Below are 25,895 nucleotides of genomic sequence, written 5' to 3'. Positions count from 1 at the left end.
ACTTGGTATGTTTTTGTTATACCCTCGCAGACAAGTTAACCACATCGCCAGAGCCACGCAACCGAGATCTTTCAGAGGGGCACAAACGGCACACATTCCGCCGCGGGCGGGCAGGCGTGCCCATCCGCCGCGGGCGCGTCGCCGCAACGGCGCAACCAAGAAGAGCGCCCCGCCCCGGAGCATCCGGGACAGGGCGTCGCGGCCGAATCCACAGTTCGTGGCCGAATCCGTCACGGCTTTAAGGTCGATCCGCGCTGAGCCCGCTCGACGGCAAGGTTGACGAGGCCGTCGACGGTCGTCGCCTCGTCCTCGTAGGCAATGCCGGCGCGGGCACGCACGGTGCAGCTGATGCCCGCGACCTCGCGTATGTCGGAGACGGCGTCACACGCTGCCTGCGCCGTGCGCTCGACCTCCCCCATCGCCTCGTACTTCATGAGGATCACGAAGGCAGAGCCGTACAGGCGCGCGACGGTCGCGCTGGCCCCCGCGAGCGCCGCGAGCCTCTCCGAGGCCTCCCTGAGGAACCGCTTGCCGACATCGTCTCCGTACTCGTCGCACAGGCGCAGGTACTCGGCGGCCGCGATGACGATCGTCGCGAAGCGAGATCCGTGCACGAAGTAGTCCTCGGTGTAGGCGAGCATGGTCTCCCAGAGCCCGCGCGCGCTCGTCACGCCCGTGACGACGTCGACGACGCCGACGTCGGCAAGCTGCGGCTGGTTGACGGGCATCGCGTCGGCGTCGACGAAGTAGCCGATGAGGCCCACCACCTTGCCGTCCTGGTAGAGGGGGAACTTGTTGGCGACGATGTTGTGGACCACGCCGCGCACGATGCACTTGCCGGGGGCGTCGAAGAAGCGCTTGCCCTCCTCGATCACGGCAAGCTCGTCATCGCGGAACGGCTCGTTGTCGACGTGCCAGCCCATGTCCTCGTCGGTCTTGCCCACGATCTCGTCAAGCGATGCGAAGCCATAGAACTCGAGGAACGACCTGCTTGCGCCCACGAAGCGACGCTCTCTGTCCTTCCAGAAGTACTTGACGTGCGTCCCGAGCATAAGGTTGTCCCAGAGAAGCTCTGGGGCCATGGAGGACTCTCCTGACGCCGAGAGGCCCGTGCTCGCGGCGACGAACTCGAACGCCTCGCGGTCGTTGATGGCCGACGTCTGGATGCTGAGGAGCAGCATGTCGTCCTCGTCGAGCGCGCGCGCGAGCGTGAAGAGCTTCCACGAGTAGGTGCCGTGCGCGCCACGGATGCGGAAGTAGGCCATGCACTTGCCGTCGCGGGCGGCGTTCAGGCGCTCCATGGCGCTGTCGGGATCGGAGAACTGGGCAAAGCGCTGCCGGTCCTCGGGGAACACCTCCTCCAGGAAGCGCCTCGCGGCATCGGCGAGGCTCTGCTCGTCCGGCGAGGGACCCGACGCCACAGCACCGGAGAGCAGCGCCTGGATGTTCCTGGTCGCGATCGAGATCAGGTAGACGGCGTCGTAGAGGAGGTAGAGGCTACGCAGGGCGAAGTCCATGCTCTCGCGGGCGCGCACCGACGTGTCGGCCGACATGTTCGCGACGTAGCAGCAGAACATGTAACGCCCGGCGTTCTGCGCGACGAGGCGGAAGGTGTAGCGGATGTAGTCGCCGTGCTCGATGTAGGTGATGACCTCCTCCTCGCCCGTGGCGATGGGGGTCTGGACGAAGCCGATGAACTTCTCGCGCAGGATGGACGTGGAGGCGTTGAGGTGACCCTCGATGTCGGAGACGCTGTCGGTCTCGCGCCTCGAGACGATTCTGCGGTAGCCCTCGTTGGAGAAGAGGATGCTGAAATCCTCCCCGTCGAACTCCATGAGGCACATCGACTTGTCGGTCATGAGGTCGACGCGGCCGATCTCGTCGAAGTAGTTGCGCCAGGCCGCGGTCTCGACCTTGAGGCCGAGGCTGCGGCAGTGCTCCATGGTGCGCTCGTAGGGAAGGGGCGCGCCGAAGAGGTAGCCCTGGACCTTCTCGCAGCCGATGGAGCGCAGGAACTCGAACTGCTCCTGCGTCTCGACGCCCTCGGCGAGCGTCTGCACGCCGATGGTCTTGGCCATGTCGACCGTCGACGCGATGATGTCGCGCGAGCGCTCGGTGAAGCTCGTGAGGAAGCCCATGTCGATCTTGAGCTCGTCGAACTCGTAGTCCTTGAGGACGTTGAGCGACGAGTAGCCGCTGCCGAAGTCGTCCATCCACACCTGGAAGCCGGCCTCGCGGAAGCGCCGGATCACCTCGCTCATGCGGATGCCGTCGCTCACGAGCACGCTCTCGGTGATCTCGATGTGGAGCATGTCACGCGGGACGTCGTAGCGCGTGACCTCGGCCTCAACGACCTCGAACATGTCGCGCAGGGCGAAGTCGAGGCGGGAGAGGTTGAGCGAGACGGGCACCTGCACCTCGCCGGCGTCTGCGCGCTGGCGGTAAGCGCGGCACACCTCGTGGACGACATGGCAGTCGAGCTTGTCGATCTGGCGGCTGCTCTCGAGCTCCTCGATGAAGACGCCGGGCGAGAGGAGCCCCCTCTCGGGGTCGTCCCAGCGCGCGAGCGCCTCGAGGCCGCAGAGGTTGCCCGAAAGCGAGCGTATGACCGGCTGGAAGTAGACCTTGATGTGGCCGCGCTCGATGGCCTCGTCGATGGTGCAGCTCGCGAAGCGGCGGAGCCCCACGCGCTCGCTCAGGGCGGGGTCGTAGACGGCGACGCCGACGCCCACCTCGTTCTTGATGCTGTCACAGGCCAGGCGCGCCCGGTCGCAGGAGACGCCGGCGGTCGCGTCGCCGTCGCAGCGGTAGAGACCGGCCTTCATCTCGATCTGGAGCTCGGGGTGGTCGATCGCAAGCAGCGAGATCACGCGACGAACGCGCTCGTCCACGTCGTCCCTCGTCGTGTAGACCGCGAAGTGGTCGTCGGAGATGCGGCCCACGACGTCACCGGGGAAGGTGTAGCGCACGCGGTTGGCGACCTTGATGAGGAAGACGTCGCCAGCGTCGAGCCCGTAGGCGACGTTGTAGGCCTTGAAGTTGACGATGTTGAAGAAGACGATCGTCCCGCCGGGCACCCCTCCGGCCTCGCGGGCGGACGAGAACGCGTCGCTCACGCGGCTGAGGAACGCGTGCGTCCTCGGAAGCCCGGTGAGGCCGTCGACGCCTCGCAGGTCGACGCCAGCGTCAAAGCGCGAGAAGAGCGCGACGACGCAGCTGCCGAGCTCGTCGTCGGCCTCGAGGCGCCCCCTCACGACGACCATTCGCTGGTCGCCCTGCGACGTGCGAATGCGCAGGTCGACGGAGAACGAGTCGCGCCCGTGCTCGACCTGGGCGCGGGCCTGGCCGACGGCATGCTCGATCTCGGCAGGCTCGCCCAGCCCGTCGATGACGCCGCCCGTGAGCTGCTCGAACTCGTCGTGGTCCTCGCAGCCGAAGAGCTCGACGAGCCCCTTGTTCGCATACAGGATGGCACCGTCGCGTAGGGCGAAGAGGACGACGCCGTCCTCGAGCCGGCCGAGCCCATGCAGAAGGAGCTCATGGCGGCGCGAATCTACGTCATGGCGGTCGCTCATGCTCCCTCGCTCAGAACGGATGCGGCGGCTACGTGCCGATTCACAGCCACTAGCATACGCATTTGCACCTCGGATCATCCCGGCGCGGCCGCACCTCGCGCTCACGTCCGATAGGGTGCCTTTCGCGACGGCCTTGCGATGGCCTCGCGGCGAGGGGTGACGATGCATACAATGGTTGCGGAAACGACGACAAGGAGACGCGCATGACCTCAACCGGCGAAGAGCGAGGCGACCTCGACCTCAGGTACAGCAGGCTGCTCGCCCGCGACTTCCCCAACCGCAAGGCAGCGGTGAGCGAGATCATCAACCTCGAGACGATCCTCTCGCTGCCCCGTGGAACCGAGCACTTCGTGAGCGACATCCACGGCGAGCACGAGGCCTTTCTGCACATACTCAACAACTGCTCCGGCGTCATCCGCGAGCAGATACGCGTGCTCTTCTCGGGCGAGCTCGACGAGCTAGGCCAGGCGGAGCTGAGGACCCTCGTGTACTACCCCCACGAGAAGCTCGAGCGCGTGCGGGCGGCCGGCCTTACGACGGAGGGCTGGTACCTCGTTACGCTCTACCGCCTCGTGAGGCTCGCGCGCTGGATCGCGGGCAAGTACACCCGATCCAAGGTGCGCAAGTCCATGGAGCCCGAGTTCGCCTACATCCTCGACGAGCTCATGCACGCCACGCGCGACGAGGAGCGCGTCCGCCACGAGTACCACCAGTCGATCCTCGCGTCGATCGTGGCCACGGGCGCCGCGGACGACTTCATCGTGACGCTCGCGACCCTCATCAAGCGCCTCGCGGTCGACCGCCTGCACGTCGTGGGCGACATCTTCGACCGCGGGCCGCATGCCGACCGCGTCCTGCACGACCTGTCGCGCCACCCCTCCGTCGACGTCCAGTGGGGCAACCACGACATCGCCTGGATGGGCGCCGCCTGCGGCTCGCTGGCCTGCATCTGCTCGGTCGTCCGCACGAGCGTGCGCTACGGCACCCTCGACGCCATCGAGAGCGCCTATGGCATCCCGCTGCGCCGCCTCGCGCTGTTCGCCGACGCGACCTACTCCGCCGACGAGGCCATCTCCCCCTTCGAGAAGGCCATCGACGTGATCCTGTTCAAGGTCGAGGGGCAGACGTTCAGGCGCCACCCCGACTGGCACATGTCGAGCCGGAGGCTCCTGCTCGACAAGATGGACCTCGAGCGCGGCGTCGTGCGCATCGGCGAGAGGGAGTGGGAGCTCAACACGCGCGACTTCCCCACCCTGGACCCGGCCGACCCCTACGCGCTCTCGAAGGAGGAGGCGGAAGTGCTCGACGGGCTCGCCGAGTCGTTCCGCGAGAGCGGCCGCCTGCGCCGCCACATCGGCTTCCTCTACGAGCGCGGCTCGCTCTACCTCGTTCGCGACGGGAACCTCCTGTTCCACGGCTGCATCCCCATGCAGACCGACGGCAGCTTCTGCCGCGTGCTCTGCGAGGGCACGCCGCTGGCCGGCAGGGCCTACCTCGACTTCTGCGACCACATCGCCCGCAGGGCATGGGGCCAGGGCGACCAGGCGGCACTCGACTGGATGTACTACCTCTGGTGCGGAGCGCACTCGCCGCTGTCGGGCCGCGTCGTGAAGACCTTCGAGCGCGCCTTCGTGAGCGACCAGGCCGCCTGGAAGGAGCCGCGCGACCCCTACTACGAGCTCAGCGACGACGAGGACACCTGCGTGCGCATCCTCGCGGAGTTCGGCCTCGCGGGCCCGCAGTGCCGCATCATCAACGGCCACACCCCCGTGCGCGTCGCCGAGGGCGAGACGCCCGTGCGCGCGAACGGCCGCAAGCTCATCATCGACGGCGGCTTCTGCGAGGCCTACCACGAGACCACCGGCATCGCCGGCTACACCCTCGTCTCGGGCTCGCACGACATCCGCATCAAGGCGCACCGCCCCTTCCGCGGCATCGAGGCGGCCCTCGACGACAACGCCGACATCATGAGCGAGTCCGACGTCATCTGCCGCTACGACCACCAGGTGCTCGTCAGCGAGACGGACCGCGGCGGCACGATCTCGGAGCGGATCGAGGACCTCACCAGGCTCATAGGCGACTACCGTCAGGGACGCATCGCCGAGCAGGTCACGAGCGACGGGAGCGCGCGATGAGCTTTCTGCCCGTATGCAAGGCCGACATGGAGGAGCGCGGCTGGGACCAGTGCGACTTCGTCTACGTGTGCGGCGACGCCTACGTCGACCACTCCTCCTTCGGCATGGCCATCATCACGCGCACCCTCGAGGCGCACGGCTTCAAGGTCGGCGTCATCGCACAGCCCGACTGGCGTGACGAGGAGAGCATCGCTCTTCTCGGCGAACCGCGCCTGGGGTTCATGGTGTCGGCCGGCAACATGGACTCGATGGTCAACCACTACACCGTCGCCAAGCGGCGGCGCGAGCGCGACTTCTACTCGCCCGGCGGCGAGATGGGGCTCAGGCCCGACCACGCGACCGTGGTCTACGGCAACCTGATCCGGCGCAGGTTCAAGCATGTGCCCATCATCCTGGGCGGCATCGAGGCGTCGCTGAGGCGCCTGGCGCACTACGACTACTGGAGCAACTCGCTGAAGCGATCGGTGCTGCTGGACTCCGGCGCCGACCTCCTGCTGTACGGCATGGGTGAGCACTCGGTCGTCGAGGTCGCCGAGGCGCTCGACGCGGGCCTGCCCATCGACCAGGTGACGTGGGTGCGTGGCTCGGTCTGGAAGTCGCGGACGCTCGATTTTCTCGACGAGCCCACGATGCTGCCCACCTGGGAGGAGATGCAGGCCGACAAGCTGAACTACGCGCGGAGCTTCGCCGTGCAGGAGAAGAACCTCGACCCGTTCAGTGCGCACACCCTCGTCGAGGAGTACCCCCACGGCGTCTATGTGGTGCAGAACCCGCCGGTCATGCCGCTTTCGACCGAGGAGATGGACGCCACCTACGAGCTGCCCTACGAGCGCACCTACCACCCCATGTACGAGGCGGCCGGCGGCGTGCCCGCGATCCGCGAGGTGAAGTTCTCCATCGCCAACAACCGCGGCTGCCTGGGGCAGTGCAGCTTCTGCGCGCTCAACTTCCACCAGGGGCGCATCATCCAGAGCAGGAGCCACGAGTCGATCCTGGCCGAGGCGCGCCTCATGACCGAGGACCCCGAGTTCAAGGGGATCATCAGCGACATCGGCGGTCCCACGGCCAACTTCAGGATCCCGGCCTGCGAGAAGCAGCTCAAGCGCGGCGCCTGCACGAACCGCCGCTGCCTCTCGCCAAAGCCCTGCCCCAACCTGCGCGTGACCCACGAGGACCTCGTCCAGCTCCTGAGGGAGCTGCGCGCCGTGCCGGGCGTGAGGCGCGTGTTCATCCGCAGCGGCATCCGCTTCGACTACGCCATGCTCGACCCTGACCACACGTTCATCAAGGAGATCGCCGAGCACCACACCTCAGGCCAGCTGCGCCTGGCCCCCGAGCACATCTCCGACGCGGTGCTCTCGGTCATGGGCAAGCCGAGCAACGAGTCCTACCAGGGCTTCTGCAAGGAGTTCGAGCGCTTCAGCCGCGAGGCGGGCAAGGAGCAGTACGTTCTGCCCTACCTGATGAGCTCGCATCCCGGCTCCACCATGGCCGAGGCCGTCAAGCTCGCCGAGTTCTGCCGCGACCTCGGCTACAACCCGGAGCAGGTGTCGGACTTCTACCCGACCCCGTCGACCGTCTCGACGGTCATCTACTACACGGGCGTCGACCCCCGCACGATGAAGAAGGTCTACTGCCCCACCAACCCGCACGAGAAGGCGATGCAGCGCGCGCTCATCCAGTACCGCAACCCCAAGAACTACGACCTGGTGGTCGAGGCGCTCAGGCGCGCGCACCGCGAGGACCTGATCGGCTACGGCCCCAAGTGCCTCGTGAGGCCGACCAGGCCGAAGGCCACGGGCGGCGGCGAGCACGGTCGCGGTCGCGGCAAGGGTGCGGGCAAGGGCCGCGGCAACGGCCACGGCAAGGGCGGAAGGCGCCAGGCCTCCGGAAGACCCGCGGGCAAGGGGCCGCGCGGCAAGGGCGGAAAGAGGGGCTAGCCCCTAGCGCATGAAGCTCGGCAGGCGCCCCTCGCGCGCGGAGCGGGCGATGTCCTCGAGGGCCGCGGCCACGGAGTCGTCGGCGCTCGAGCCGATGTGCCAGCGGGCCGCCGCGGCTGCCGCGGGCGTGGCGTTGGCGACGGCCACGGAGTTCTCGACCTTCTCCATGATCTGCAGGTCGTTCTCGGCGTCGCCGAAGAAGACGACCTCGTCGGAGGAGATGCCGAGCTCGTCGAGGAGGGCGCCGAGCGAGGAGCCCTTGTTGACGCCGGCGGGCACGATGTCGACCCAGTTGGGGACCGGCTGGATGAAGTCGAACTCCGGGCAGAGCTCGGTGCCGATGGCCTTGAGCTCGTCGAGGTCGGCCTGCGTGCCCGAGCACGCGAAGGTGCCGCCGATGAGCTTCTCGTCGGGCACCCTGTCGGCGATGCGCGGCTCGAAGGCGAAGCGTCTGCCCCAGACCTCGGCGACCTCCTGCGTGACGCCGATGCAGTAGACCGGGTTCTCGAGCGTGGTCTCGAAGGGGTAGGCGGTCACGAAGCAGTCATCGCGGTCGGCGATGCGGTCGGCAAAGCGCTGGAGTGCGGCGTTGTCGACGAGGCTGAGGCGCCTGACGTCGCCGTCGACCACGACCTTCTTTCCGTTGGAAAGCAGTCCCGTCGAGAAGCAGGACTCGTCGCCGGCGAAGAAGCGCATGAGCTCGACGTAGTCGCGCCCCGTTGCGGGTCCGAACTGGATGCCGGCGGCACGCACCTCCGCGATGGCCGCGCGGGCGCGATCCGAGACCTGGTGAGATCCGAACGGCAGGAGCGTGTTGTCCATATCCGACAGGACGAGCTTGATCATGATTCCCCTTCGCACGTGGCTTACGACCCGATGATAGTTGAGCCGAAACCACAGACGACCACGCTCCCCCATACCTCACCACATGTCCAGACGCCCTGCAGCGCAGAATGCCCTCGAGGGCGCGAGGGGTCAGCGCAGAATACCCTCGAGGGCGCGAGGGGCCAGCGCAGACGGTATGTTCATCAGCTTCGAACCTGTGAGCCGTTCGCAGCAGGGCGAGCCGAAGGGGCTCCCCTCCTGGACTACGCTCGGTTTGCAGGAAAAAAGGGCCGGCGACGGTCCGAAGGAAAGGAGCCCCTGATGAACGAGTATAGCGCCCGCCACTACCAGAGCTTCGCCGCAATGGACGTACACGCCCGCTCGATCGCGATCGCCACGCTCGACACCTCGACGGGGGAGGTCGCCAGCACGACGCTGCGCGGCTGCCCGGGGGCGGCCGAGGTGATGGGGTGGGTCGGCGCCCACACGACCGGCAGGGTGCTCTACGCCTACGAGTCCGGCCCCACCAAGTCCTCCCTCTGCAGGTCGATCAGGGACCTCGGCGGCGACTGCGGCATCGTCGCGGTCGCCACGCTCCCCCGCTCAACGAAGCAGGCGCAGCGCAAGACCGACCCCGGCGACGCCAGGGCCCTGCTCATGCTCATAAGCGCCCCCGCGCACGACTTCTCGTGGTGCTACGTCCCCTCCAGGGAGGAGGAGCAGGCGCGCGACCTCTGCAGGGCCTACCGCCTCTCCGCCGACGAGCTCGCCCGCGCGAAGCAGAGGGTCTCGTCCTTCCTGCTGGGCAAGGACATCGTCTGGAACGACCGCACCGAGGCGGGCAACCTCAGGTCGACGTGGACGAAGCGCTACGTGACCTGGCTCAACGGGAAGACGGCCGGGCTGGGCGGCGCCGACGCGCTCACGCTCTCGCTCTACCGCCAGGACGTCGAGGACTGGAGGGCGAAGGTCGACGAGCGCAGGCGCCTCGTCCTCGCCCTCTGCCAGGAGGACAGGTGGAAGCCGTACGTCGACTCGATCTCCCAGCTCACGAGCATCGGGCCCGAGACCGCGCTGCTCGCCGCCGCCGAGCTCGGCGACTTCAGGCGCTTCCGCTCCGGGCGCCGCGTGCGGAGCTGGATGGGCCTGACGCCCAAGGAGCACTCGAGCGGCGAGAAGGGCTCCCGCGGCCCGATCACCAAGAGCGGGCCGAGCTGCCTGCGGAAGTGCCTCGTCGAGGGCCTCGGCACGTTCCCGAGGCGCAAGTCCGCCGTCAAGAGGACGAGGGAGGGGCAGGAGCCCGTCCCCGGGACGAGGGCGGAGGCCGCGAAGGCCAACGCGAGGCTCATGAGGAGGTACAGGGCCCTCGAGGACGGCGGCAAGTCGGGCAACAAGATCAAGGTGGCGCTCGCCTCCGAGCTGGCCGTCTGGGTCTGGCACATCGGCGTGATCGTGGCCGAGTCGCTCGAGTAGCGGCTGGCCGGCCCTGATAGCGGATTGACCGCCGCGCCGGCTGGGCCGGCGCCGGGAGGAGACCTGCGACCACTTTATGTGCGCGGCGCCCGCGTCCCCGGGTCGCCGTATGCACGTGCGCAGACTGGCCTTGGGCCAAGAGCAACCCTCCCTACGGATCGTCGTTGTGTGGGCGGACTGTCGCCGCACCCTGGGCGGCATGCCGTATCCACGGATGTGAAACTGTGCACGTTGGCCCGGTCCGCCCGCGGGCCGGGATGCGGTGCCAGACGGCGTGGCGGATGATCTTTCTCGCCGTTCGGCGGCAAGGTGGCCTAGCTAGCCACCGAGCCGCCGAACCGGTGAGCCTTGCGCGCTTGACACGCTGATGAACATATGAAAGTGCCCCCGAGGGCGCGAGCTGCAGCTCAAATGGGCCTCGAGGGCGCGACTCAACTCACGCCCTCGAGGCCTGTTTGCGCTGAGGGTCGCGCCCTCAACCAGCTTTTGCGCTGCAAGGCCCCGGAAAATCGCGCCCTCGAGGCCCATTTGCGCTGAACTTTACATAACATTCGCGCCCTCGAGGCTATTCTGCGCTCACGCCAGATCAGAGTCGCTCGAGCACGAGGTATCGGTTGAGCTCGCCGGACCTTCCGTCCGAGCAGAAGTCGTCGCGCAGCCGCGCCAGGTCGGAGACGCCCCCAACGAGCCCCTCGACGTCCCCGTCCGAGAAGCTGTGGCAGTAGCGCCAGGAGCCCCTCCTCCCCTGCCAGCCCAGCAGCCAGTCGCCGTCGCCCAGTTGGCCGGGCTCGATCCCCAGCTCCCGCACGGCGTCCGCGGTCGTCTCGCGGGCACGCTCGGCCAGCGTCGGCTCCTCCATGAAGCGCCAGAGGGAGACGCAGCACACGCCTCCCGGCCTCGTCTTCGCAAGCAGGTCCCTCATGAGGGCGACGCGCAGCCGCTCGGTCGGCACGTGGTGGAGGAACCCGAAGCAGACGCACAGGTCGCGCCCGTCGCAGTCGATCGAGCGCTCGAGCGAGCCGCCGAGAAGAGCCTCCACGACGTCGAGGCCCTGGTACCGGACGCACTCCCTCGCCTGCCGCGACGCCGACTCCGTCAGCTCGTCGCAGCTGTCGACCGCGACGTAGTCCAGGTCGGCGCCCACGACGCCCGCAAGGTAGTCGAAGAACCTGAGGTTTCCTGACGCGACGTCCAGCACGCGGACCTTCCCCGCGCCCTCGCGAACGCCCGCGACGCAGCGCTCCCAGCCGGGCCAGGCACCGTGGCGTGTGCCAGAGAACGACGCCGCGTTCTCGCGGTAGAACTCCTCGTTGAGCTCTGCCATCCGGCGCACGAGCGCCTCGTCCATGTCCCTGCCCACGTCGATGCGCCTCCCCTTCTGCACCCGTTTTCGTGCGCAATTGTCGCACAACGGCCGCACCACGCGCGGTGCGTATAATGGTCGCCTATGGAATCCCTGCTGCTCGACATACTGGCCCGCCTGCGCGAGAGGCCGGACGCCGACGCGCTCGCCCCCGTCGAGGTCGAGCGCCTCGTGCGCGCCCACAACCGCGGCATCAAAGACAACGCGCGCCACCTCGCGAAGAAGCGCATCCTCCCCTTCTACCTGCACATACGCGAGACGCAGCCAGAGAGGTGGGCCTCATGGCAGGTCGACGACGCCCTCGAGCGACGCCTCTTCGCCACCCTTCGCATGAAGCCTCGCCGCACGGCGTCGGGCGTGGCGACCATCACGGTCATCACCCGCCCGCACCCCTGCTCGAGCAACTGCGTCTTCTGCCCCTGCGACGTGCGAATGCCCAAGAGCTACCTCGCCAACGAGCCCGCGTGCCAGCGCGCCGAGCGCGCCTTCTTCGACCCCTACCTGCAGGTGACCTGCCGCTTGCGCGCGCTCGACCAGATGGGCCACGCGACCGACAAGGTCGAGCTCATCGTCCTCGGCGGCACCTGGAGCGACTACGACGTGCCCTACCAGCTCTGGTTCGTCCGCGAGCTCTTCCGCGCCCTCAACGACTGGGGCGACACGAGCGAGGGCGAGCGCGAGCGCCGGGCACACTACCGCCGCTGCGGCCTCTCCGCAGACCCCGACGAACTCGCCTTCCGCTGCCGAGAAGAGCAGCGCCTGGTCTCGAGCGGCGCCATGAGCTACAACGACGCCGTCCGCCGCATCTACGGCGCGACAGACGCGGACGCGCCCTGGGCTCGGGCCACCTCCATCATGCACGCCACCATGGACGAGCTCGAGGCCGAGCACAGGCGAAACGAGACCGCCGCCCACCGCGTGGTCGGCCTCGTCATCGAGACCCGCCCCGACCGCATCACGCCCGAGAGCCTCACGCTGCTTCGCCGCCTCGGCTGCACCAAGGTGCAGATGGGCGTCCAGTCCACCCGCCAGGAAGTGCTCGACGCCTGCGGCCGCAGGACCGACGTCGGCCAGGTCGTCCGCGCCCTCGCCCTGACGCGCCTCTTCGGCTTCAAGATCCACGCGCACCTCATGGCCAACCTGCCCACCTCGACGCCCGAGGCCGACAAGGAGGACTTCCGCACCTTCGTCGAGGACCCGCGCTTCCTCGCCGATGAGATCAAGCTCTACCCCTGCTCGCTCGTCTGGGGCACGCGCCTCGTCGACCTCCACGAGCAGGGCGCCTGGCGCCCCTACACGCAGGAGGAGCTGCTCGACGTACTCGTGAGCGACACCATGGCCACGCCGCCCTACACGCGCATCTCGCGCATGGTGCGCGACATCTCCGCCGGCGACATCCTCGTCGGGAACAAGCAGGCCAACCTGCGCCAGCTCGTCGAGGCCCGCATCGGGAAGTCCGGCCTCGCGCCCCAGGTGCGCGACATACGCTTCCGCGAGATCAACCAGGGCGCGGTCGACCTCGCGACCCTCACCCTCGACGAGGTCGCCTTCGACACGACCGTCACGCGCGAGCGCTTCCTGCAGTGGGTCACGCCAGAGGGGCAGATCGTCGCCTTCCTGCGCCTCTCGCTGCCGCGCTGGGACGTCATCGCCTCAGACGCCTGCTCGATCGACGCAGCCGCGCTTCCCACGCGCCCCGGCGACGCCATGATCCGAGAGGTGCACGTCTACGGCCTCGCCGCCCACCTCGGGAGGAGCGACAGCGCCGCCCAGCACCAGGGGCTCGGCCGACGCCTCGTCGAGCGCGCCCGCCAGATCGCGACAGACGCCGGCTACGAGCGCCTCCACGTGATCAGCTCCGTCGGCACGCGCGCCTACTACCGCCGCCTCGGCTTTTCCGACACAGGCCTCTACCAGACCGCGGTCCTCGCAGACGACGCCTCCTAGCCCCGTCCGCGGCCGAGACCGCACGCGGGCCATGCCCCTACTCTTGGCCCTCGGCTTCCTCAGCCTCGCCGTCGACCGCGAGCTCGCTCGCGTCGTTTCTGGTGTACGGCGCGATGGCGAGAAGAGCCGCGTCCCTGGCCTCGCGCGCGTGCGTGGCGTCCTTCAGCACGAACCGCAGCTTGGCCCACACGCCGTACTCGCCGATCTGCGTCGCGAGCATCCACGGGTCGCGCTCGAGCGGCGCAAGGCGCTCGACGGCGTCCTTTGCGAGCAGCTCCATCGTGCGGAACGTCTTCGCGAGGTCGCGCCCGTCGTTGTTGAGCACCACGGTCGTGCTCACGATCAGGGCCGGCTCGACCTTCACGACCTCGGCCGAGCTCATGATCGCGTTCGGGATGAGGTGCAGGTTGTGCTCGTAGTCCAGCACCGTCGTCTGGCGCCACGTCACGTCCTGCACGATGCCGTCGGTCGTCCCCACCTGGATGTGGTCGCCCGGCTTCACGATCTTCATGAGCGTGACCTGCAGCCCGCCGATGAAGTTCTTCATCGTGTCCTGCAGGCCGAGCGAGATCGCGATGCCGCCGACGCCGATGGCGGCGACCAGTCCGTTCACGTCCACGCCAAAGCAGGCGGACAGCACCGTCGAGAGGCCGATCACCCAGATCGCCGCGCGCGCGATGTTCACCAGGATGCTGCACGAGGGCAGAGGCACGCCGTCGGAGCGCAGGATCCTCCGGATGAGCCTGGTCGCCAGGCTCGAGAGCACCACGGTCACGGCCACGATCACCACCGCGACCACGATCGTATGAATCATGCCGCCCTGCGCGGACGCGCCAACCTTGTCGATGAGCTCGCTCACGTGACCCCTCCCTCGGGTACCGCACCTCGACCCCGCACGACGCCGCACGAGGCCCCGCCCGTGAGTATACGGCATGCCGCACACGCCACCGCGAACGCGAGTTCAGAGTCGCGACACCCTCCGTTTGCTACGATTGTCCAATCAACGAAGCACACGGTCACGCCATGCGCGCGGCACCGGGCCGGAAGGACACACCATGATCGAGCTCAACCACGTCTCCAAGACCTACGCCGGCAAGAGCGTCAAGGCCGTCGACGACCTCACCTGGACGGTGGAGGACGGCAAGATCACCGGCTTCTTCGGCCCCAACGGCGCGGGCAAGTCGACCACGCTCAAGATGATCTGCTGCGTGCACGCCGCCGACGAGGGCACCATCGCCATCAACGGCCACGACGTCGCGACCGACGCGCTCGAGGCCAAGCGCCAGTTCGGCTACGTCCCCGACGACCCGGACCGCTTCCTGCGCCTCACCGGCATCGAGTACCTCACCTTCATGGCAGACGTCTATGGCACCCCCGCCGAGAAGAGACAGGCCTTCATCGAAAAATACGCCAAGCGCTTCGAGATCTACGACGCCCTCTCCTCGCGCATCTCCGACTACTCCCACGGCATGCGCCAGAAGGTGCACGTCATGGGCGCCCTCATCCACGACCCCAAGGTCTGGATCCTCGACGAGCCCATGGTCGGCCTCGACCCCAAGGGCGCCTTCGAGCTGAAGGAGATGATGCGCGAGCACGCGGCGCGCGGCAACTCCGTGCTCTTCTCGACCCACGTCCTCGAAACCGCCGACGCCCTCTGCGACAACGTCTGCATCATCGCCCGCGGCCGCATGGTCTGGAACGGCACCCTCGACGAGCTCAAGGCCGCCCACCCCGGCTCCTCGCTCGAGCAGATCTTCCTGGAGATGACCGACCATGAATAGCGTCCTCATCCTCACGAAGGTCGAGATCCTTCAGGCCATCGGCGGCGCACGCGCCATGGTCGAGAAGAGAACGGGCAAGAGCGGCGCCATCTCCGGGACGCTCATCATCGCCATCGCGCTGCTCGCGGGACTTGGCTGGTTCGGCTTCAAGGCGCACGAGCTCTTGGGCGCCCTCGGCCTCGACGCCATGCTCTTCTCGACGCTGCTGATCGCCTGCGGGTGCATGACCTTCATCTTCTCGCTGCCCAACATCCTCGGCTCCTTCTTTGCAACCTCGGACGCGACCGACCTGCTGCCGCTGCCCGTGACGCCTCTGGCCATCGCGATCTCCAAGGCGCTCCAGGCCCTCGCCAGCTCCTACGTCTGGACGCTTGCCTTCGTGGCCGGGCCGCTCGTGGGCTGGGGCATCGGAGCCGGGGCTGGCCCCGCATGGTGGCTCGCGCTGGTCCTCGTCGTCCTGCTCGCGCCCTGCACGCCCGTGGCCTACGCGGGCACCATCTCGATCGTGATCGCGAGCGCCTCCAAGCGCCTGCGCAACAAGGACGCCATCACCACGCTCACGACCATCCTCACGATCGCCATGTCGCTTGCCGCCTTCTTCCTCGCGCAGCGCACCAACGGGCAGCCCGGTGCGGCCGAGATGCTCACGAGCGTCAACGCCGCGCTCGAGGGCGCGCTCGTCGTCTTCCCTGCCTTCAAGCTCGCCGTCGCCGCGCTCTCGGGCGACCTGGTCGCGTGCGCCCTCTTCTGCGCGGCCTCGCTCGCGGCCTTCGCCGTCTTCGTCGTCGTCGTGCGCTTCCTCTACATGCGCCTCGTGACCCAGCTCACCGCCGGCTCCGGCAAGGCGGCCGCGTACGCGGGAGAGGGCGGGAAGGCCGCGTCCTCGTCCTTCCAGGCGCTCATGTCCTGCGAGGTCAAGCGCATCGTGCGCAACACGCCGATCCTCATCTACTACGTGGCCTACCCGCTCCTCGTCACGCCCGTCCTGATAGCCTTCGTGCTCATGGGCAACTCGACGATGTCGCTGCTCGAGAAGCTCCCCCACCTCGACGACGCGACCGGCATCGTCGCCGGCTTCGGCCTGTGCCTCTTCATCTTCCTCGCGGTGCTGAGCGCCTCGAGCAACCGCCTCGCCGCGACCCTCTTCTCGCGCGAGGGGTCCAACTGGTTCTTCATGAAGTACGCGCCCGTGCCCATGGGGACCCAGATCCGTGCCAAGATCGTGCCGGCGTTTGTCGTGAACGCCCTGATCACCCTCGTCCTCATGGGATTCGGCGCCTACGTGCTCGTCGTGGGCCTGCACGTGAGCGCCATAGTTTACGCCGAGGGCGTGGTGCTCGCGCTGGCCGCCGCCTGGCTCATGGTCTGCATGGGCGCCTGGAACGACAGCCGCCGCCCCAACGTCGTCTGGGGCAACGACAGCGAGCTCAACCCCAAGACGCTCAAGGGCGGCGGAGGCGAGCTGCGCGCGCTGGTCGTGGGCCTCGTCTTCGCGGCCCTGCCCCTTGTCGTCTCGCCCCTGACCGGCCTTGACCCCAACGTCTTCATGCCCGTCGTGATGGTCGCGGGCGTCGCGTGCGCGATCTTCTTCGGCCGCGCGCTCCTGGCCGCCGCCGCACGCAACTTCGAGTCATTCGAATAGGCACGCCAGCCCCCGACAGAAAGGACCGCCATGCCCTATCCCAAGAACTTCGCCGTCCGCCTCATCATCTGCGTCGTCGGCTTCCTGGTCATCTTCAACGGGATCTACTACCTGATGGACACCTTCGTGAGGCACCAGGCCTTCAACTTCAGGCCCATCTGGAACGTCGCGATCCCCGCGTTCTGCGGCGTCCTCCAGGCTATGAACTGGAAGGACCCCGCAGAGAAGGCCAGGGAGCAAGAGCCTGAGGCCAAGCAGGACGAGAAGAGCGACGACTCCGGGCAGGACACGGAGTAGCCAGACCCCGCCCCACCGTGCTCGACAGAAGCGAGGGCGGCCCGCACCCGCGGGCCGCCCTCGATCTTTGTGGATGTCCCCTGTGGCTCGGCGCCGCCTAGCGCCCGCGTCCTACGAGTCGAAGAACGTCCGGCCGTCGTCGGTCACGAGCCGCTCGGAGTGCGGGTACTCGACGGTCTGGGGCTCGTCCGCGTGCGCCTCGAGGTAGTCGGCGAAGCGGCGTGCGTGCCACTTGGCGAGCCAGAGGTTGTGCAGCAGGTAGTTGCCGCAGTTCTCCTCCGTGGCGCCCGGCACCTCGTCCGCGCCCTCCACCGAGCGGAACGCCGCGAGCACGAGGTCGAGCACCTCGCGCGGCGCGCGGTCGCCCTTGAGGATCAGGTAGAAGCCCGTGAGGCAGCCCATCGGCCCCCAGTAGATGACCTCGTCGGCCCAGTCGGGGTCGTTTCGCAGGTAGGTCGCGATGAGGTGCTCGAGGGTGTGCATGGCGGCCACGTCGACGCACGGCTCGGCGTTGGGGCGCGTGACCCTCACGTCGTAGGTGGTGACGACCTGGTCGCCCAGGGTGTCGACGCGACTCGTGAAGACGCCGGGGACGACCCTGGTGTGGTCGACGGTGAAGCTGGGGATGAGGTCCATGGGGCACTCCCTCTCGTGTGGGTGGCGGTTGTGGGGATGGGCCAGGCTCTTCTCGCCCGCGCGATGCGGACCTCGAGGCGCAGCCCGTCCCTCGTGGGCATTATAGAGGACGGCGGCGGCGCGCAGGCATGCGGGCAAGCCGCAGGTATACTAGACACACGACCACGCGAGAAGAGCACGGGGGACCCAAAGCCGCATGAACGCATACGACTTCGACGGAACCATCTTCCCCACCAACTGCACCGTGGGCTTCGGCCTCTGGTGCATCCGCCGCCATCCCTCGCTGCTCCTCCGCTACGTGCCGCGCGTCGTGTGGAGCTTCGTCCGCTACAGGCTCGGCCGCATCCCCAACGTGCGCATGCAGCGCGAGCTCTTCCGCTACCTCACCCTGGTCGACGACGTCGACGAGCAGGTCGAGCGCTACTGGGACGCGAACGAGCGCCGCATCGTCCCCTGGTACCTCGAGCAGCGCCGAGACGACGACCTGATCCTCAGCTCGTCGCCGCTTTGCATCGTCTCCCCCATCGCGCGCCGCCTGGGCGTGAGGATCGCCGCGACCGACTACGACCGCGAGCTCGGCGTCCTCGTCGACAACCTCATGTACGCGCGCGAGAAGGCCCACTACATCTTCGACCAGGGCTTCCCCAGGATCGAGAACTTCTACTCCGACTCGCTCTCCGACACGCCGCTCGCGCTCTGCTCCGAGCGCGCCCACCTCGTCTCCCGCCGCGGCACGCGCGTCGAGGACTGGCCCGAGCTCGACCCCAGGACGGCCGAGCGCGTGCGCCGCGAGATCGAGACCGGCTGGAACATCCACCTCACCGAGGACGCCTAGCGCGCAAGGAACGTCACGAAAGACGCCCGGCACCTCAGGCACCGGGCGTCGCGTCTACTTCAAGCAGCCGAGAAGAGCGTCACTCTTGCTCCGCGTCCCCCTCGTCACTGTCGGCGCCACGCAGCGTCGAGCCCGCGGCGATGGCGGCACCCGCCACCGCGGTTGCGGCAATTGCGGCCCCGAGGCCGATCGACGGGTCGTCCGTCTGCGCGATCTTGCCGCCGGCACTCGTCGGCTTCGCGCGCTCGGCCTCGGCCACCGGGTCGACCTTCGAGCCGCCGCCGGCCGCGTCTCCCCCGTCTCCCCCGTCGCCGGAATCTCCCGAGTCACCCGAGTCTCCCGAGTCTCCCGAGTCGCCGGAGTCGCCCGGGTCCGTGCTCCCGCCGGGGTCCACCGGCGTGGGTGGGTCGTCCGGCGTGCCCACCGAGTTCGCCACGTGCAGCGTCTCGTTGCCATAGTCGAGCTCGCCATAGTCGTCGCCCAGCTCGATGTAGCCCGGCTCGTCCGCCGAGCCGTCCACGTCGTCATCGTCGACCTGCTCCGTCACGCTCCTGAAGCCCGCCTCGAACGCCGACGCGAGCATCGAGTGCTCGTCGAGCCCAACGGTGTCGCCATAGGCCTCATCGTGGTAGCACACGGTGACCTCTTCGCCCTCGCGCGGCACCTCGAACAGGTCGGCAAGGCCGTACTCCACCTGGATGTAGTCGCGGTATCCGTCATCGGCGTCCGCGTCGCCGGCGTTCGTGAGCAGGAGCATGCTCGAGCCGTACACCTTGTCGACCGGGTAGGTGACCTTGATCATCTCGCCCTGGAGCCCCAGCTCGTCCATGCCCTCGACCAGAAGCGTCCCGTCGCTCACGGTGTACCAGACGCAGAGGTGCGCGCCAACGGCAGGCAGCGCCAGGCCGCTCGACCCCAGCGACATGGGGTACTTCGCCATCCCGCTGACGCTGAGGGTGAACCCCTTCCCGTCCGCGGCGAGCGCGTCGACCGACCCCGTCACGAACAGCAGGTCGCTGCGCTCCTGCGCGTAGTCGATGGACTTCGCCACGTACGAGAAGTCGGCGTCGTCGGCGGTCGTCCCCTCGAGCGCGTAGGTGATGCTCAGATTGCCCGCGTCCTCGTCGAGCCGCTCGCGCCCGGGCGTGTCCGCCGGCACCGTCATGACGCTCGTCTCCAGCGAGTCCATGTCGCGCACGCCGATCACGCACGAGCCGTCATCGAGGCTGACCATGCTCTCCACGAACATGCTCGCGGTCTCGTAGGTCTCGTCCTCGTCGTCATCGTCGTCATCGTCGTCCTGCGTGGCAAGGCCCATGCCGAGAAGAGCCTGCGCGCCGCCGTCGGCGGACGTTGCCAGCTTCTTGCCCTTCGCGCCCGCCTCGAAGATCGCCACGAGCGCCGCAACCTTGCGAAGCATCTCGTCGTCCTCGCCCCGCAGCGACCCCCGCAGCTCGATGTTGAACTCCTGCAGCATGCCGCGCAGCTTCGCGAGCATGGAGATCATGGCATGGCAACCGTTGCAGCCGACGTTCGCCACGAAGCTCACGCGCGCCTCGTCGGTGAGGCTCTCGACGCCCTCAAAGATCCCGTTGATGAGCGCAATCAGGCGCTTCTCGCCCTCTGCGTCGTCCCAGATCGACTCCCCTTCGAGTCCGGCCTCGACGAACTTGCTCTTGATGGTGTTGTAGTTGCCCGAGAAGTACTTGTGCGCGCCGCGCTGCCACGCGTTCACGGCGTTCGCGGCCTCGAGGACCTGCTTGTAGTTGGCCGAGATGCCCGCCTTGGAGTACGCGCGCTTGAGCGACTTGATGGGCGAGATGACGAACGTGGGCGTGTGCATGCTGCGACGCCCCGCGTCGCACACATATGACTGGCCCTTCTCGTCGAAGTACGTGACCATGACCTCGCTCTCGAGCCACGCGCGCACCTCGGACCACTCGTGGTTCGCGTAGAAGTGCTCGAACAGCTTCGTGATGCAGTCGACGGCCTCGTTCATGCCGAGCGTGTTGAAGCAGTCGTTCGCACCCTCAAGCGCCGCGGCCATCGCGTCGTTGGTCGCCTTCGCGAGCGTCTCGGTGCCCGGGTAGTCGCCATTGTTCCCGCGCGTGAGCGCCTCGCGCCAGTTGACGGTGTTCTTGACGTCGGAGATCGCATAGCGGTCGAAGGGGATGTGGTATCCCGACATCGGCGACTTGTTGCCGTTCTGCACCTTGTAGTTCCCGAAGGCGAGAATGGCGTTCTTTGCCACGCCGTCGCCGTCGCGGTAGGTGCGGATCGTGTGCGAGGGGCACCAGAAGTCCTCGAGGGTGTGGCACATCATGCCGAGGGCGCGCAGGCGAAGCCGGCGCGCGGGGAGCTTGGTCGAGGCCTCGCTGTCGCTCGCCTTGAGCGACACGCGCATGCCATGGGCGCTCTCGTCGAGCTGGCCGTACGTGTCGATGAAGCCCTTGAAGATCTTCTGCGCCTGCTCGACCGTCGGGACGTCCGCGGTCGCCTTGACCTCGCCGGTGCGCGCGTACTCGTAGGCGACGCTGAGCCACTGCAGCGCGAACGTCTTAATCTCAGCCTGCGTGAGATGGGCGGCATGGCTGGCCGTCGAGGTGAGCATGCCGTGGATGAAGTTGTTGCGGTCGTTCATCGTGAACTGGACCAGCGCGTCCAGGCCGCCGATCGTGTACGTCTTGTTCTTCTCGTTCGTCTCCCAGATGTGCTGGCCCACGTCCCAGGCGCCCGTGTAGTGGTCGGGCCCCGAGAACTTGGGCACGCTCTCGGCGTAGAAGCACGAGTAGCCGAAGTCTGCGAGCGTGTCGGCCGCGGCGTCGTTCCAGAACGAGCCGATGCGCAGATAGGCAAGGTTCTCGCGATAGATGCGCTTGGCGAGGTCTGCGGCGTCGGCAAACGTCTTCCCCTCGCCGATGTCCAGGACGCAGCCGGCAGCGTCGGCGTAGCGGTTGTCGGAGTCCCTGATCGTCCCGCACCAGGGACTCAACAGAGACTCGGTGGGGTCCGCCTCTTCCGCGTCGGCCCTGTGGCTGCTGATCAGGCGCGCGTAGGCGATCTGCACGAGGTCCTCGTGGATGCAGTCGCCCATGCCGTACTTCTTGAGCTGCTCGGAGGTCGCGTTCGTCCACGAGCTCCATGCCCAGGCGCGCTCGGCCGGCCATGCCATCGCGGCAAGCCCCGCAAGGGCGCCTGCGCCCAGGAAGCCCCTGCGCGTGAGGGTGTGACGGGAGCCCTCCCCCTCGCGTCCGCTCGCCTTGGTGACGTTCGGCCTCTCGCGCCTCTGTCCGTCAGTCATGGCCCCTCCGATCGACGCATGCGTGCGATGTTGCCGACGCGCGGTCAGGCATACTTATTTAATTTTTAAATGAGCTCACACCCACATGACGTCACCAGTAGGCGAGTCGGCACCCAGGGTCGACGAGCGCGAGTCTCCTACGCTGGCGTGATGGCCTCTATGCCCCGCTCGCCCGTGCGGATGCGGATTGCCCGGTCGATCTCGTAGCAGAAGATCTTGCCGTCACCCGGCTGGCCGGAATAGGCCGATTGCTGGATCGCGCTGATGACGCGGTCGGCCCACTCGGGCGTGGAGACGACGATCTCGAACTTGATCTTGGGTAGGAGCGTCGCGCTCACCTTGCTGCCGCGCACCATCTGCGTGTAGCCCATCTGCGTGCCGCAGCCCATGACCTGGCTCACCGTGATGCCGCGGATGTCCTGCGCGATGAGCGCCTCCTTCACGTCCTCGAGCGCCTCCTCGCGGACGATCGCCTCGACCTTGATCATGCCCTCCTCCTTTCGCGCTCGTGCGTCGCGCTAGTCATCGAGTCCGTTGAACGACGGGTAGGCCCGCTCGCCGTGCTGCGTGACGTCGAGCCCGACGCGCTCGTCGCGCGCCGAGACGCGCATGTCGCCGAGCAGCCTCACGACGCACACGCACGCAAGCGTCCCCACTACGGCCAGCGCGATGGTCACGACGACCGAGAGCGCCTGCGCCGAGAAGAGCCCGACCTCGCCGAACGCGAGCCCGTTCCAGCGGATGGCGGGGTTTACGTCCTTGCAGGCGAAGATGCCGGTGCAGAGCGCGCCGAAGATGCCGCCGACGCCGTGGCAGCCGAAGGCGTCGAGGGCGTCGTCGTAGCCGAGAAGGGGCTTCAGTCGCGAGACGCAGAGGAAGCAGATGGGGCTCGCGAGCGCGCCGATGACGAGCGCCGCCCAGAGCGGCACGAACCCGCAGCCCGGCGTGATGGCGACGAGCCCGATCACGACGCCCGTGCAGGCGCCGACCAGGGTCGGCCGCCCGTCCGTCGCGACGTCCATGAGCATCCACGTGCACTCGGCGGCAGCCGCGGAGATGATGCTCGCGGCGAAGGCGTGGGCGGCCAGGCCGTCCGCGGCAAGGGCGCTGCCCGAGTTGAAGCCGAGCCAGCCGAGCAGAAGCAGCGACGTGCCGATGGCCACGAGCGGGATGTTGTGGACGCGGTAGGTGGCCTGCCCCCACTCGACGCGACGGCCGAGCACGAGGCAGAGCACGAGCGCGCTCACGCCCGAGCTGATGTGCACGACGTTGCCGCCGGCGAAGTCGACCGAGCCGATCGCCGCGAGCCAGCCGCCCTCGCCCCAGACCATGTGCGCTATCGGGTAGTAGACCACGAGCGTCCACAGGACCACGAACGCGAAGAGCGACTTGAAGCGCATGCGTCCCGCCACGGCGCCCGTGATGAGGGCGGGGGTGATGACGGCGAACATCATCTGGAACATGGCAAAGGCAAGGTAGGGAACCGTGCCCGCATAGGGCCCGGGCTCCTGCCCGACGCCCGCCAGGAACAGGTGCTCGAGGCCGCCGATGACGCCGGCGTGGTCGGCGCCGAAGGACAGCGAGAAGCCCACCGCCATCCACATGATGGTGGCGACGCCGATGATGAAGAACGATCCCATGATCGTGTTGACGACGTTCTTCCTCCTGCCGAGGCCGCCGTAGAAGAAGGCGAGGCCCGGCGTCATGAACAGAACGAATGCCGCGCATATGAGCACGAAGCCCGTGTCGCTTGCGTTCACGTCCGTCTCCTTTCCGACTGGTGGGGCGCCGCGTCATGCGCGGCGCATCGCGGGCGCGACGCAGCGCGCCCTCCCGCCGGCAGGAGGGCGCCTCTGTTCGCGCGTTAGTCGAAAAAGATATCGGCCGCTTGTTTCACGATTGCGTGCCTAGCGGTTCCCATTTGCGCACCACCGCGTTACGTCCGGATTGCGCCGGGCGTGCGCCGCGGTGGCAGGCCCCTCAGTCCCTCGGCGTCAGCTCGGCGTAGGCCTCGCCCATGAGGACGTGCTGGTAGCCGTCAGTCCCCTCGGCCGCGGGCGCGCGCATGTCGACGTTGACGCCGCTCTGGAACACCATCACGATGTCGCTGCCGCCGAAGAGGAAGTAGCCCATGGGGTCGCCCTTCTCGACTCGCTTGCCAACCTCAAGCCCCTCCTCCCAGTTGCAGGAGGAGATCTGCGACATGCCGATGGGCAGCACCGCCACGAGGCCGTGGGCGTCGGTCTCGATGATGACGCAGTCGCGGGTCTCGATCATCTGCCAGCCGGGGATGGCGTCCTCGAGGACGTAGCGGCCCGCGGAGGCGTCCCACACCGTGATGCCGCCCGCGCCGTTGGTGGCGGGAATCTTGCGGATCTCGCGGATGGTGCCGCTCACGGGGAAGTGGTAGCGGTGGTAGTCGTTCACGTCGAGGAAGGTGTGGGTCAGCGTGCCGCCGGCGAAGGCGTCGGCATAGGCCGTGTCAGGGCCCAGGAGCTGCGCTATCGACGTGAAGTTGGCCGACTTGATCTTGACGCCCTCCTTCTGGACGAGCTGGCTCTTCTCGTCGATGGACCAGACGCCCTGCGGCTTGGAGTCGGCGGGGGCCACCACGGCGACGTCGGCTATCGGGCGCACCGAGGGGTCGACAAGGCGGCGCGAGAACCAGTCGTTGAACGAGGTCCAGACGTTGGTGTCGGCGTACCAGCCGCGCTGCATGTTCATGGTGGGGTCGTTCTTGATGCGCTGGTAGTACTCGTCGTTCCAGCTCTCGGGCGTCGAGAGGAACGAGCCCCACTGCTGGGAGTACTCCTTGAGCCAGGACGAGATCGGCTCGTGGTACTGCAGCGTGGGATAGTAGTAGCCCTTGCCCTCGAGCTCCTCGAGGGGCTGGTCGAAGATGAACCAGATGTAGTCGACGCTCTGGTCGATCGAGTCGTAGAGCGTCGGGTAGGACGCGTCGCGCAGGACGTTCCAGGGCATGCAGGTGCAGAGCCAGTCGACGTAGTCGAGAAGGGCGTCCACGCTGTCGACGGGGTTGGTGTCGTGGCTCGGGTTGACCTTGTGGGCGGCCGCGATGGACTTCTCCAGGAGGGTCCTGAGCGAGGGGTCGCGCGAGAGCATGGCCTCCAGGTCGGCTCGGGCCGTGGAGTGGGCGGCCTGGGCCTGACCAGACTCCTGGGACGCGGGCGCCGGCGCGCTCGCCGGCGGCGCCGCGCACGACGAGAGCGGAAGCGCAACCGCGAGCGCAAGCGCGAGCGTGACGGACAGGGTCGTGATGCGCGTCTTCCTCATGGCGTACTCCCCCTTCAGGGTGCGGTCGGCACGTTCTGGGCCATCACGCCCACGAGGGCGTGGGGCACGTAGGGCTCCTCGAGGTAGGCGATGGCGGTGTCGAAGAAGTTGATGCCGGCGTCGAGCGCGCGGGAGACGATCGCGCGGGTGTCGGCCTCGCCGAGGGTCCACGAGTGCTGGCCCGCCGCCGGGTCGCCAAAGCCCATGCAGCCCAGGCAGATGCGCGAGACCGTCAGGTCGCTTCGGCCGAGGCGCGCGTACTGCATGGCTAGCCCCTGAGCGCGCGCTCGGCCCAGCGGGCGAGCTCGTCTGCGGAGGGCGAGCCGTTGAGGAGGCCGCCAGAGAGCACCGTCGCCGCGGGCGCGAGGTTCTGCATGCGCATGGGGGCGCGGCCGAGGCCGCTGCCGCCGCTCGTGGCGAAGGGGACCACGGTCTTGCCCGCGAGGTCGCACGACTCGACGAACGTGTCGACGATGCGCGGCTCGACGTACCACCATACGGGGAAGCCGACGAAGACCGTGTCGTAGGCGGCCAGGTCGGCGACGGTCGAGGCGATTGCGGGGCGGCAGGACTCGTCGGCCATCTCGCGCGAGGAGCGGCTGGCCTTGTCGGTCCAGCTGAGGTCCGCCGCGCTGTAGGGCTCGGCGGGCTCGATCTCGAACAGGTCCGCCCCGATCGCGGACGCGAGGTCCGCCGCCACGCGCGCGGTCGTCCCGCTCGCCGAGAAGTACGCCACCAAGGCCTTGCCCATGCCGTCCCCCTTCGTCCCGTCGCGCCGCGCCGGGCGCGAAAACCACTTGGATGAGTCCCATAGTACGACCCGCTACGAGGCGGCGGCGCACAGGCTCCGC

General features: G+C 68.0%; 19 protein-coding genes. 8 read left to right on the top strand and 11 right to left on the bottom strand.

The features are described 5' to 3' along the window. Positions 1-230 precede the first annotated feature (230 nt). Positions 231-3,575, bottom strand: coding sequence for an EAL domain-containing protein (locus M5D76_RS04140; protein ID WP_248922117.1), 3,345 nt, complete (start codon positions 3,573-3,575; stop codon positions 231-233). A gap of 203 nt (positions 3,576-3,778) precedes the next feature. On the opposite strand from M5D76_RS04140, the gene M5D76_RS04135 reads away from it, so the two are divergent. Both M5D76_RS04135 and M5D76_RS04130 read left to right on the top strand, forming a co-directional pair. Continuing rightward, positions 3,779-5,710: a fructose-1,6-bisphosphatase gene (locus M5D76_RS04135; RefSeq protein WP_248922116.1), complete on the top strand. Its 1,932-nt coding sequence runs from the start codon at positions 3,779-3,781 to the stop codon at positions 5,708-5,710. Continuing rightward, positions 5,707-7,650: a YgiQ family radical SAM protein gene (locus M5D76_RS04130; protein WP_283102016.1), complete on the top strand. Its 1,944-nt coding sequence runs from the start codon at positions 5,707-5,709 to the stop codon at positions 7,648-7,650. Before M5D76_RS04135 ends, M5D76_RS04130 begins: the two co-directional genes overlap by 4 nt. Positions 7,651-7,653: 3 nt before the next feature. On the opposite strand, the gene M5D76_RS04125 is transcribed toward M5D76_RS04130, so the two are convergent. Then, a complete protein-coding gene (locus tag M5D76_RS04125) occupies positions 7,654-8,496 on the bottom strand; it encodes an HAD family hydrolase (protein WP_248922115.1) in 843 nt (280 codons plus the stop codon). A 300-nt stretch (positions 8,497-8,796) separates the two neighbouring features. Here M5D76_RS04125 and M5D76_RS04120 point away from each other — a divergent pair, with 300 nt between their 5' ends. Continuing rightward, entirely contained in the window at positions 8,797-9,948 is a 1,152-nt protein-coding gene (locus tag M5D76_RS04120) for an IS110 family RNA-guided transposase (RefSeq protein WP_248922114.1), read from the top strand. 586 nt (positions 9,949-10,534) lie between these two features. Here the strand turns inward: M5D76_RS04120 and M5D76_RS04115 are convergent. Then, positions 10,535-11,308, bottom strand: coding sequence for a class I SAM-dependent methyltransferase (locus M5D76_RS04115; protein WP_248922113.1), 774 nt, complete (start codon positions 11,306-11,308; stop codon positions 10,535-10,537). Positions 11,309-11,395: 87 nt separating this feature from the next. Between M5D76_RS04115 and M5D76_RS04110 the strand changes: the two genes are divergently transcribed. Continuing rightward, positions 11,396-13,258 (top strand): elongator complex protein 3, encoded by a 1,863-nt coding sequence (locus M5D76_RS04110; RefSeq protein WP_248922112.1) that lies wholly within the window; start codon positions 11,396-11,398, stop codon positions 13,256-13,258. A gap of 37 nt (positions 13,259-13,295) precedes the next feature. Here M5D76_RS04110 and M5D76_RS04105 read toward each other — a convergent pair whose 3' ends face one another. Continuing rightward, positions 13,296-14,117 (bottom strand): mechanosensitive ion channel family protein, encoded by an 822-nt coding sequence (locus M5D76_RS04105; protein WP_248922111.1) that lies wholly within the window; start codon positions 14,115-14,117, stop codon positions 13,296-13,298. Between the two features lie 196 nt (positions 14,118-14,313). On the opposite strand from M5D76_RS04105, the gene M5D76_RS04100 reads away from it, so the two are divergent. Genes M5D76_RS04100 through M5D76_RS04090 form a run of 3 tightly spaced genes read left to right on the top strand, consistent with a single transcriptional unit; the run spans position 14,314 to position 16,978 of the window. Continuing rightward, positions 14,314-15,039, top strand: coding sequence for an ABC transporter ATP-binding protein (locus M5D76_RS04100; RefSeq protein ID WP_248922110.1), 726 nt, complete (start codon positions 14,314-14,316; stop codon positions 15,037-15,039). After that, entirely contained in the window at positions 15,032-16,681 is a 1,650-nt protein-coding gene (locus M5D76_RS04095) for a hypothetical protein (protein ID WP_248922109.1), read from the top strand. Before M5D76_RS04100 ends, M5D76_RS04095 begins: the two co-directional genes overlap by 8 nt. 30 nt (positions 16,682-16,711) lie before the next feature. Next, a complete protein-coding gene (locus M5D76_RS04090; RefSeq protein WP_248922108.1) occupies positions 16,712-16,978 on the top strand; it encodes a hypothetical protein in 267 nt (88 codons plus the stop codon). 111 nt (positions 16,979-17,089) lie between these two features. Here the strand turns inward: M5D76_RS04090 and M5D76_RS04085 are convergent, their stop codons facing one another. After that, positions 17,090-17,614, bottom strand: a complete 525-nt coding sequence (locus M5D76_RS04085) for an S-ribosylhomocysteine lyase (protein WP_248922107.1) — start codon at positions 17,612-17,614, stop codon at positions 17,090-17,092. A gap of 196 nt (positions 17,615-17,810) precedes the next feature. Here M5D76_RS04085 and M5D76_RS04080 point away from each other — a divergent pair, with 196 nt between their 5' ends. Continuing rightward, entirely contained in the window at positions 17,811-18,449 is a 639-nt protein-coding gene (locus M5D76_RS04080; RefSeq protein WP_248922106.1) for a haloacid dehalogenase-like hydrolase, read from the top strand. Between the two features lie 79 nt (positions 18,450-18,528). On the opposite strand, the gene M5D76_RS04075 is transcribed toward M5D76_RS04080, so the two are convergent. The 6 genes from M5D76_RS04075 to M5D76_RS04050 all read right to left on the bottom strand — a co-directional run bounded on the left by M5D76_RS04075 (position 18,529) and on the right by M5D76_RS04050 (position 25,795). Continuing rightward, on the bottom strand, positions 18,529-21,750 hold the full coding sequence (locus M5D76_RS04075) for a hypothetical protein (RefSeq protein WP_248922105.1): 3,222 nt from the start codon (positions 21,748-21,750) through the stop codon (positions 18,529-18,531). Positions 21,751-21,887: 137 nt separating this feature from the next. Continuing rightward, on the bottom strand, positions 21,888-22,238 hold the full coding sequence (locus tag M5D76_RS04070; RefSeq protein WP_248922104.1) for a P-II family nitrogen regulator: 351 nt from the start codon (positions 22,236-22,238) through the stop codon (positions 21,888-21,890). Between the two features lie 30 nt (positions 22,239-22,268). Then, a complete protein-coding gene (locus M5D76_RS04065; protein ID WP_248922103.1) occupies positions 22,269-23,510 on the bottom strand; it encodes an ammonium transporter in 1,242 nt (413 codons plus the stop codon). Positions 23,511-23,730: 220 nt separating this feature from the next. Next, positions 23,731-25,044 (bottom strand): phosphatidylserine decarboxylase, encoded by a 1,314-nt coding sequence (locus M5D76_RS04060; protein WP_248922102.1) that lies wholly within the window; start codon positions 25,042-25,044, stop codon positions 23,731-23,733. A 14-nt stretch (positions 25,045-25,058) separates the two neighbouring features. Further along, complete coding sequence (locus M5D76_RS04055) at positions 25,059-25,310, bottom strand: aldo/keto reductase (protein WP_283102015.1); 252 nt, start codon at positions 25,308-25,310, stop codon at positions 25,059-25,061. A gap of 2 nt (positions 25,311-25,312) precedes the next feature. Next, entirely contained in the window at positions 25,313-25,795 is a 483-nt protein-coding gene (locus M5D76_RS04050; RefSeq protein ID WP_248922101.1) for a flavodoxin, read from the bottom strand. Positions 25,796-25,895 lie beyond the last annotated feature (100 nt).

The organism is Olsenella intestinalis, from assembly GCF_023276655.1.
Lineage (GTDB): Bacteria > Actinomycetota > Coriobacteriia > Coriobacteriales > Atopobiaceae > Olsenella_J > Olsenella_J intestinalis.
This window is presented reverse-complemented; position numbering and strand designations above follow the sequence as displayed.

Excerpts from the sequence above, each read along its gene's own strand:
- M5D76_RS04130 (WP_283102016.1), top strand. The coding sequence starts at position 5,707 with ATGAGCTTTCTGCCCGTATGCAAGGCCGACATGGAGGAGCGCGGCTGG.
- M5D76_RS04050 (WP_248922101.1), bottom strand. The coding sequence starts at position 25,795 with ATGGGCAAGGCCTTGGTGGCGTACTTCTCGGCGAGCGGGACGACCGCG.
- M5D76_RS04140 (WP_248922117.1), bottom strand. The coding sequence starts at position 3,575 with ATGAGCGACCGCCATGACGTAGATTCGCGCCGCCATGAGCTCCTTCTG.
- M5D76_RS04070 (WP_248922104.1), bottom strand. The coding sequence starts at position 22,238 with ATGATCAAGGTCGAGGCGATCGTCCGCGAGGAGGCGCTCGAGGACGTG.
- M5D76_RS04055 (WP_283102015.1), bottom strand. The coding sequence starts at position 25,310 with ATGCAGTACGCGCGCCTCGGCCGAAGCGACCTGACGGTCTCGCGCATC.
- M5D76_RS04100 (WP_248922110.1), top strand. The coding sequence starts at position 14,314 with ATGATCGAGCTCAACCACGTCTCCAAGACCTACGCCGGCAAGAGCGTC.
- M5D76_RS04095 (WP_248922109.1), top strand. The coding sequence starts at position 15,032 with ATGAATAGCGTCCTCATCCTCACGAAGGTCGAGATCCTTCAGGCCATC.
- M5D76_RS04125 (WP_248922115.1), bottom strand. The coding sequence starts at position 8,496 with ATGATCAAGCTCGTCCTGTCGGATATGGACAACACGCTCCTGCCGTTC.
- M5D76_RS04110 (WP_248922112.1), top strand. The coding sequence starts at position 11,396 with ATGGAATCCCTGCTGCTCGACATACTGGCCCGCCTGCGCGAGAGGCCG.
- M5D76_RS04085 (WP_248922107.1), bottom strand. The coding sequence starts at position 17,614 with ATGGACCTCATCCCCAGCTTCACCGTCGACCACACCAGGGTCGTCCCC.
- M5D76_RS04090 (WP_248922108.1), top strand. The coding sequence starts at position 16,712 with ATGCCCTATCCCAAGAACTTCGCCGTCCGCCTCATCATCTGCGTCGTC.
- M5D76_RS04135 (WP_248922116.1), top strand. The coding sequence starts at position 3,779 with ATGACCTCAACCGGCGAAGAGCGAGGCGACCTCGACCTCAGGTACAGC.
- M5D76_RS04080 (WP_248922106.1), top strand. The coding sequence starts at position 17,811 with ATGAACGCATACGACTTCGACGGAACCATCTTCCCCACCAACTGCACC.
- M5D76_RS04075 (WP_248922105.1), bottom strand. The coding sequence starts at position 21,750 with ATGACTGACGGACAGAGGCGCGAGAGGCCGAACGTCACCAAGGCGAGC.
- M5D76_RS04120 (WP_248922114.1), top strand. The coding sequence starts at position 8,797 with ATGAACGAGTATAGCGCCCGCCACTACCAGAGCTTCGCCGCAATGGAC.
- M5D76_RS04060 (WP_248922102.1), bottom strand. The coding sequence starts at position 25,044 with ATGAGGAAGACGCGCATCACGACCCTGTCCGTCACGCTCGCGCTTGCG.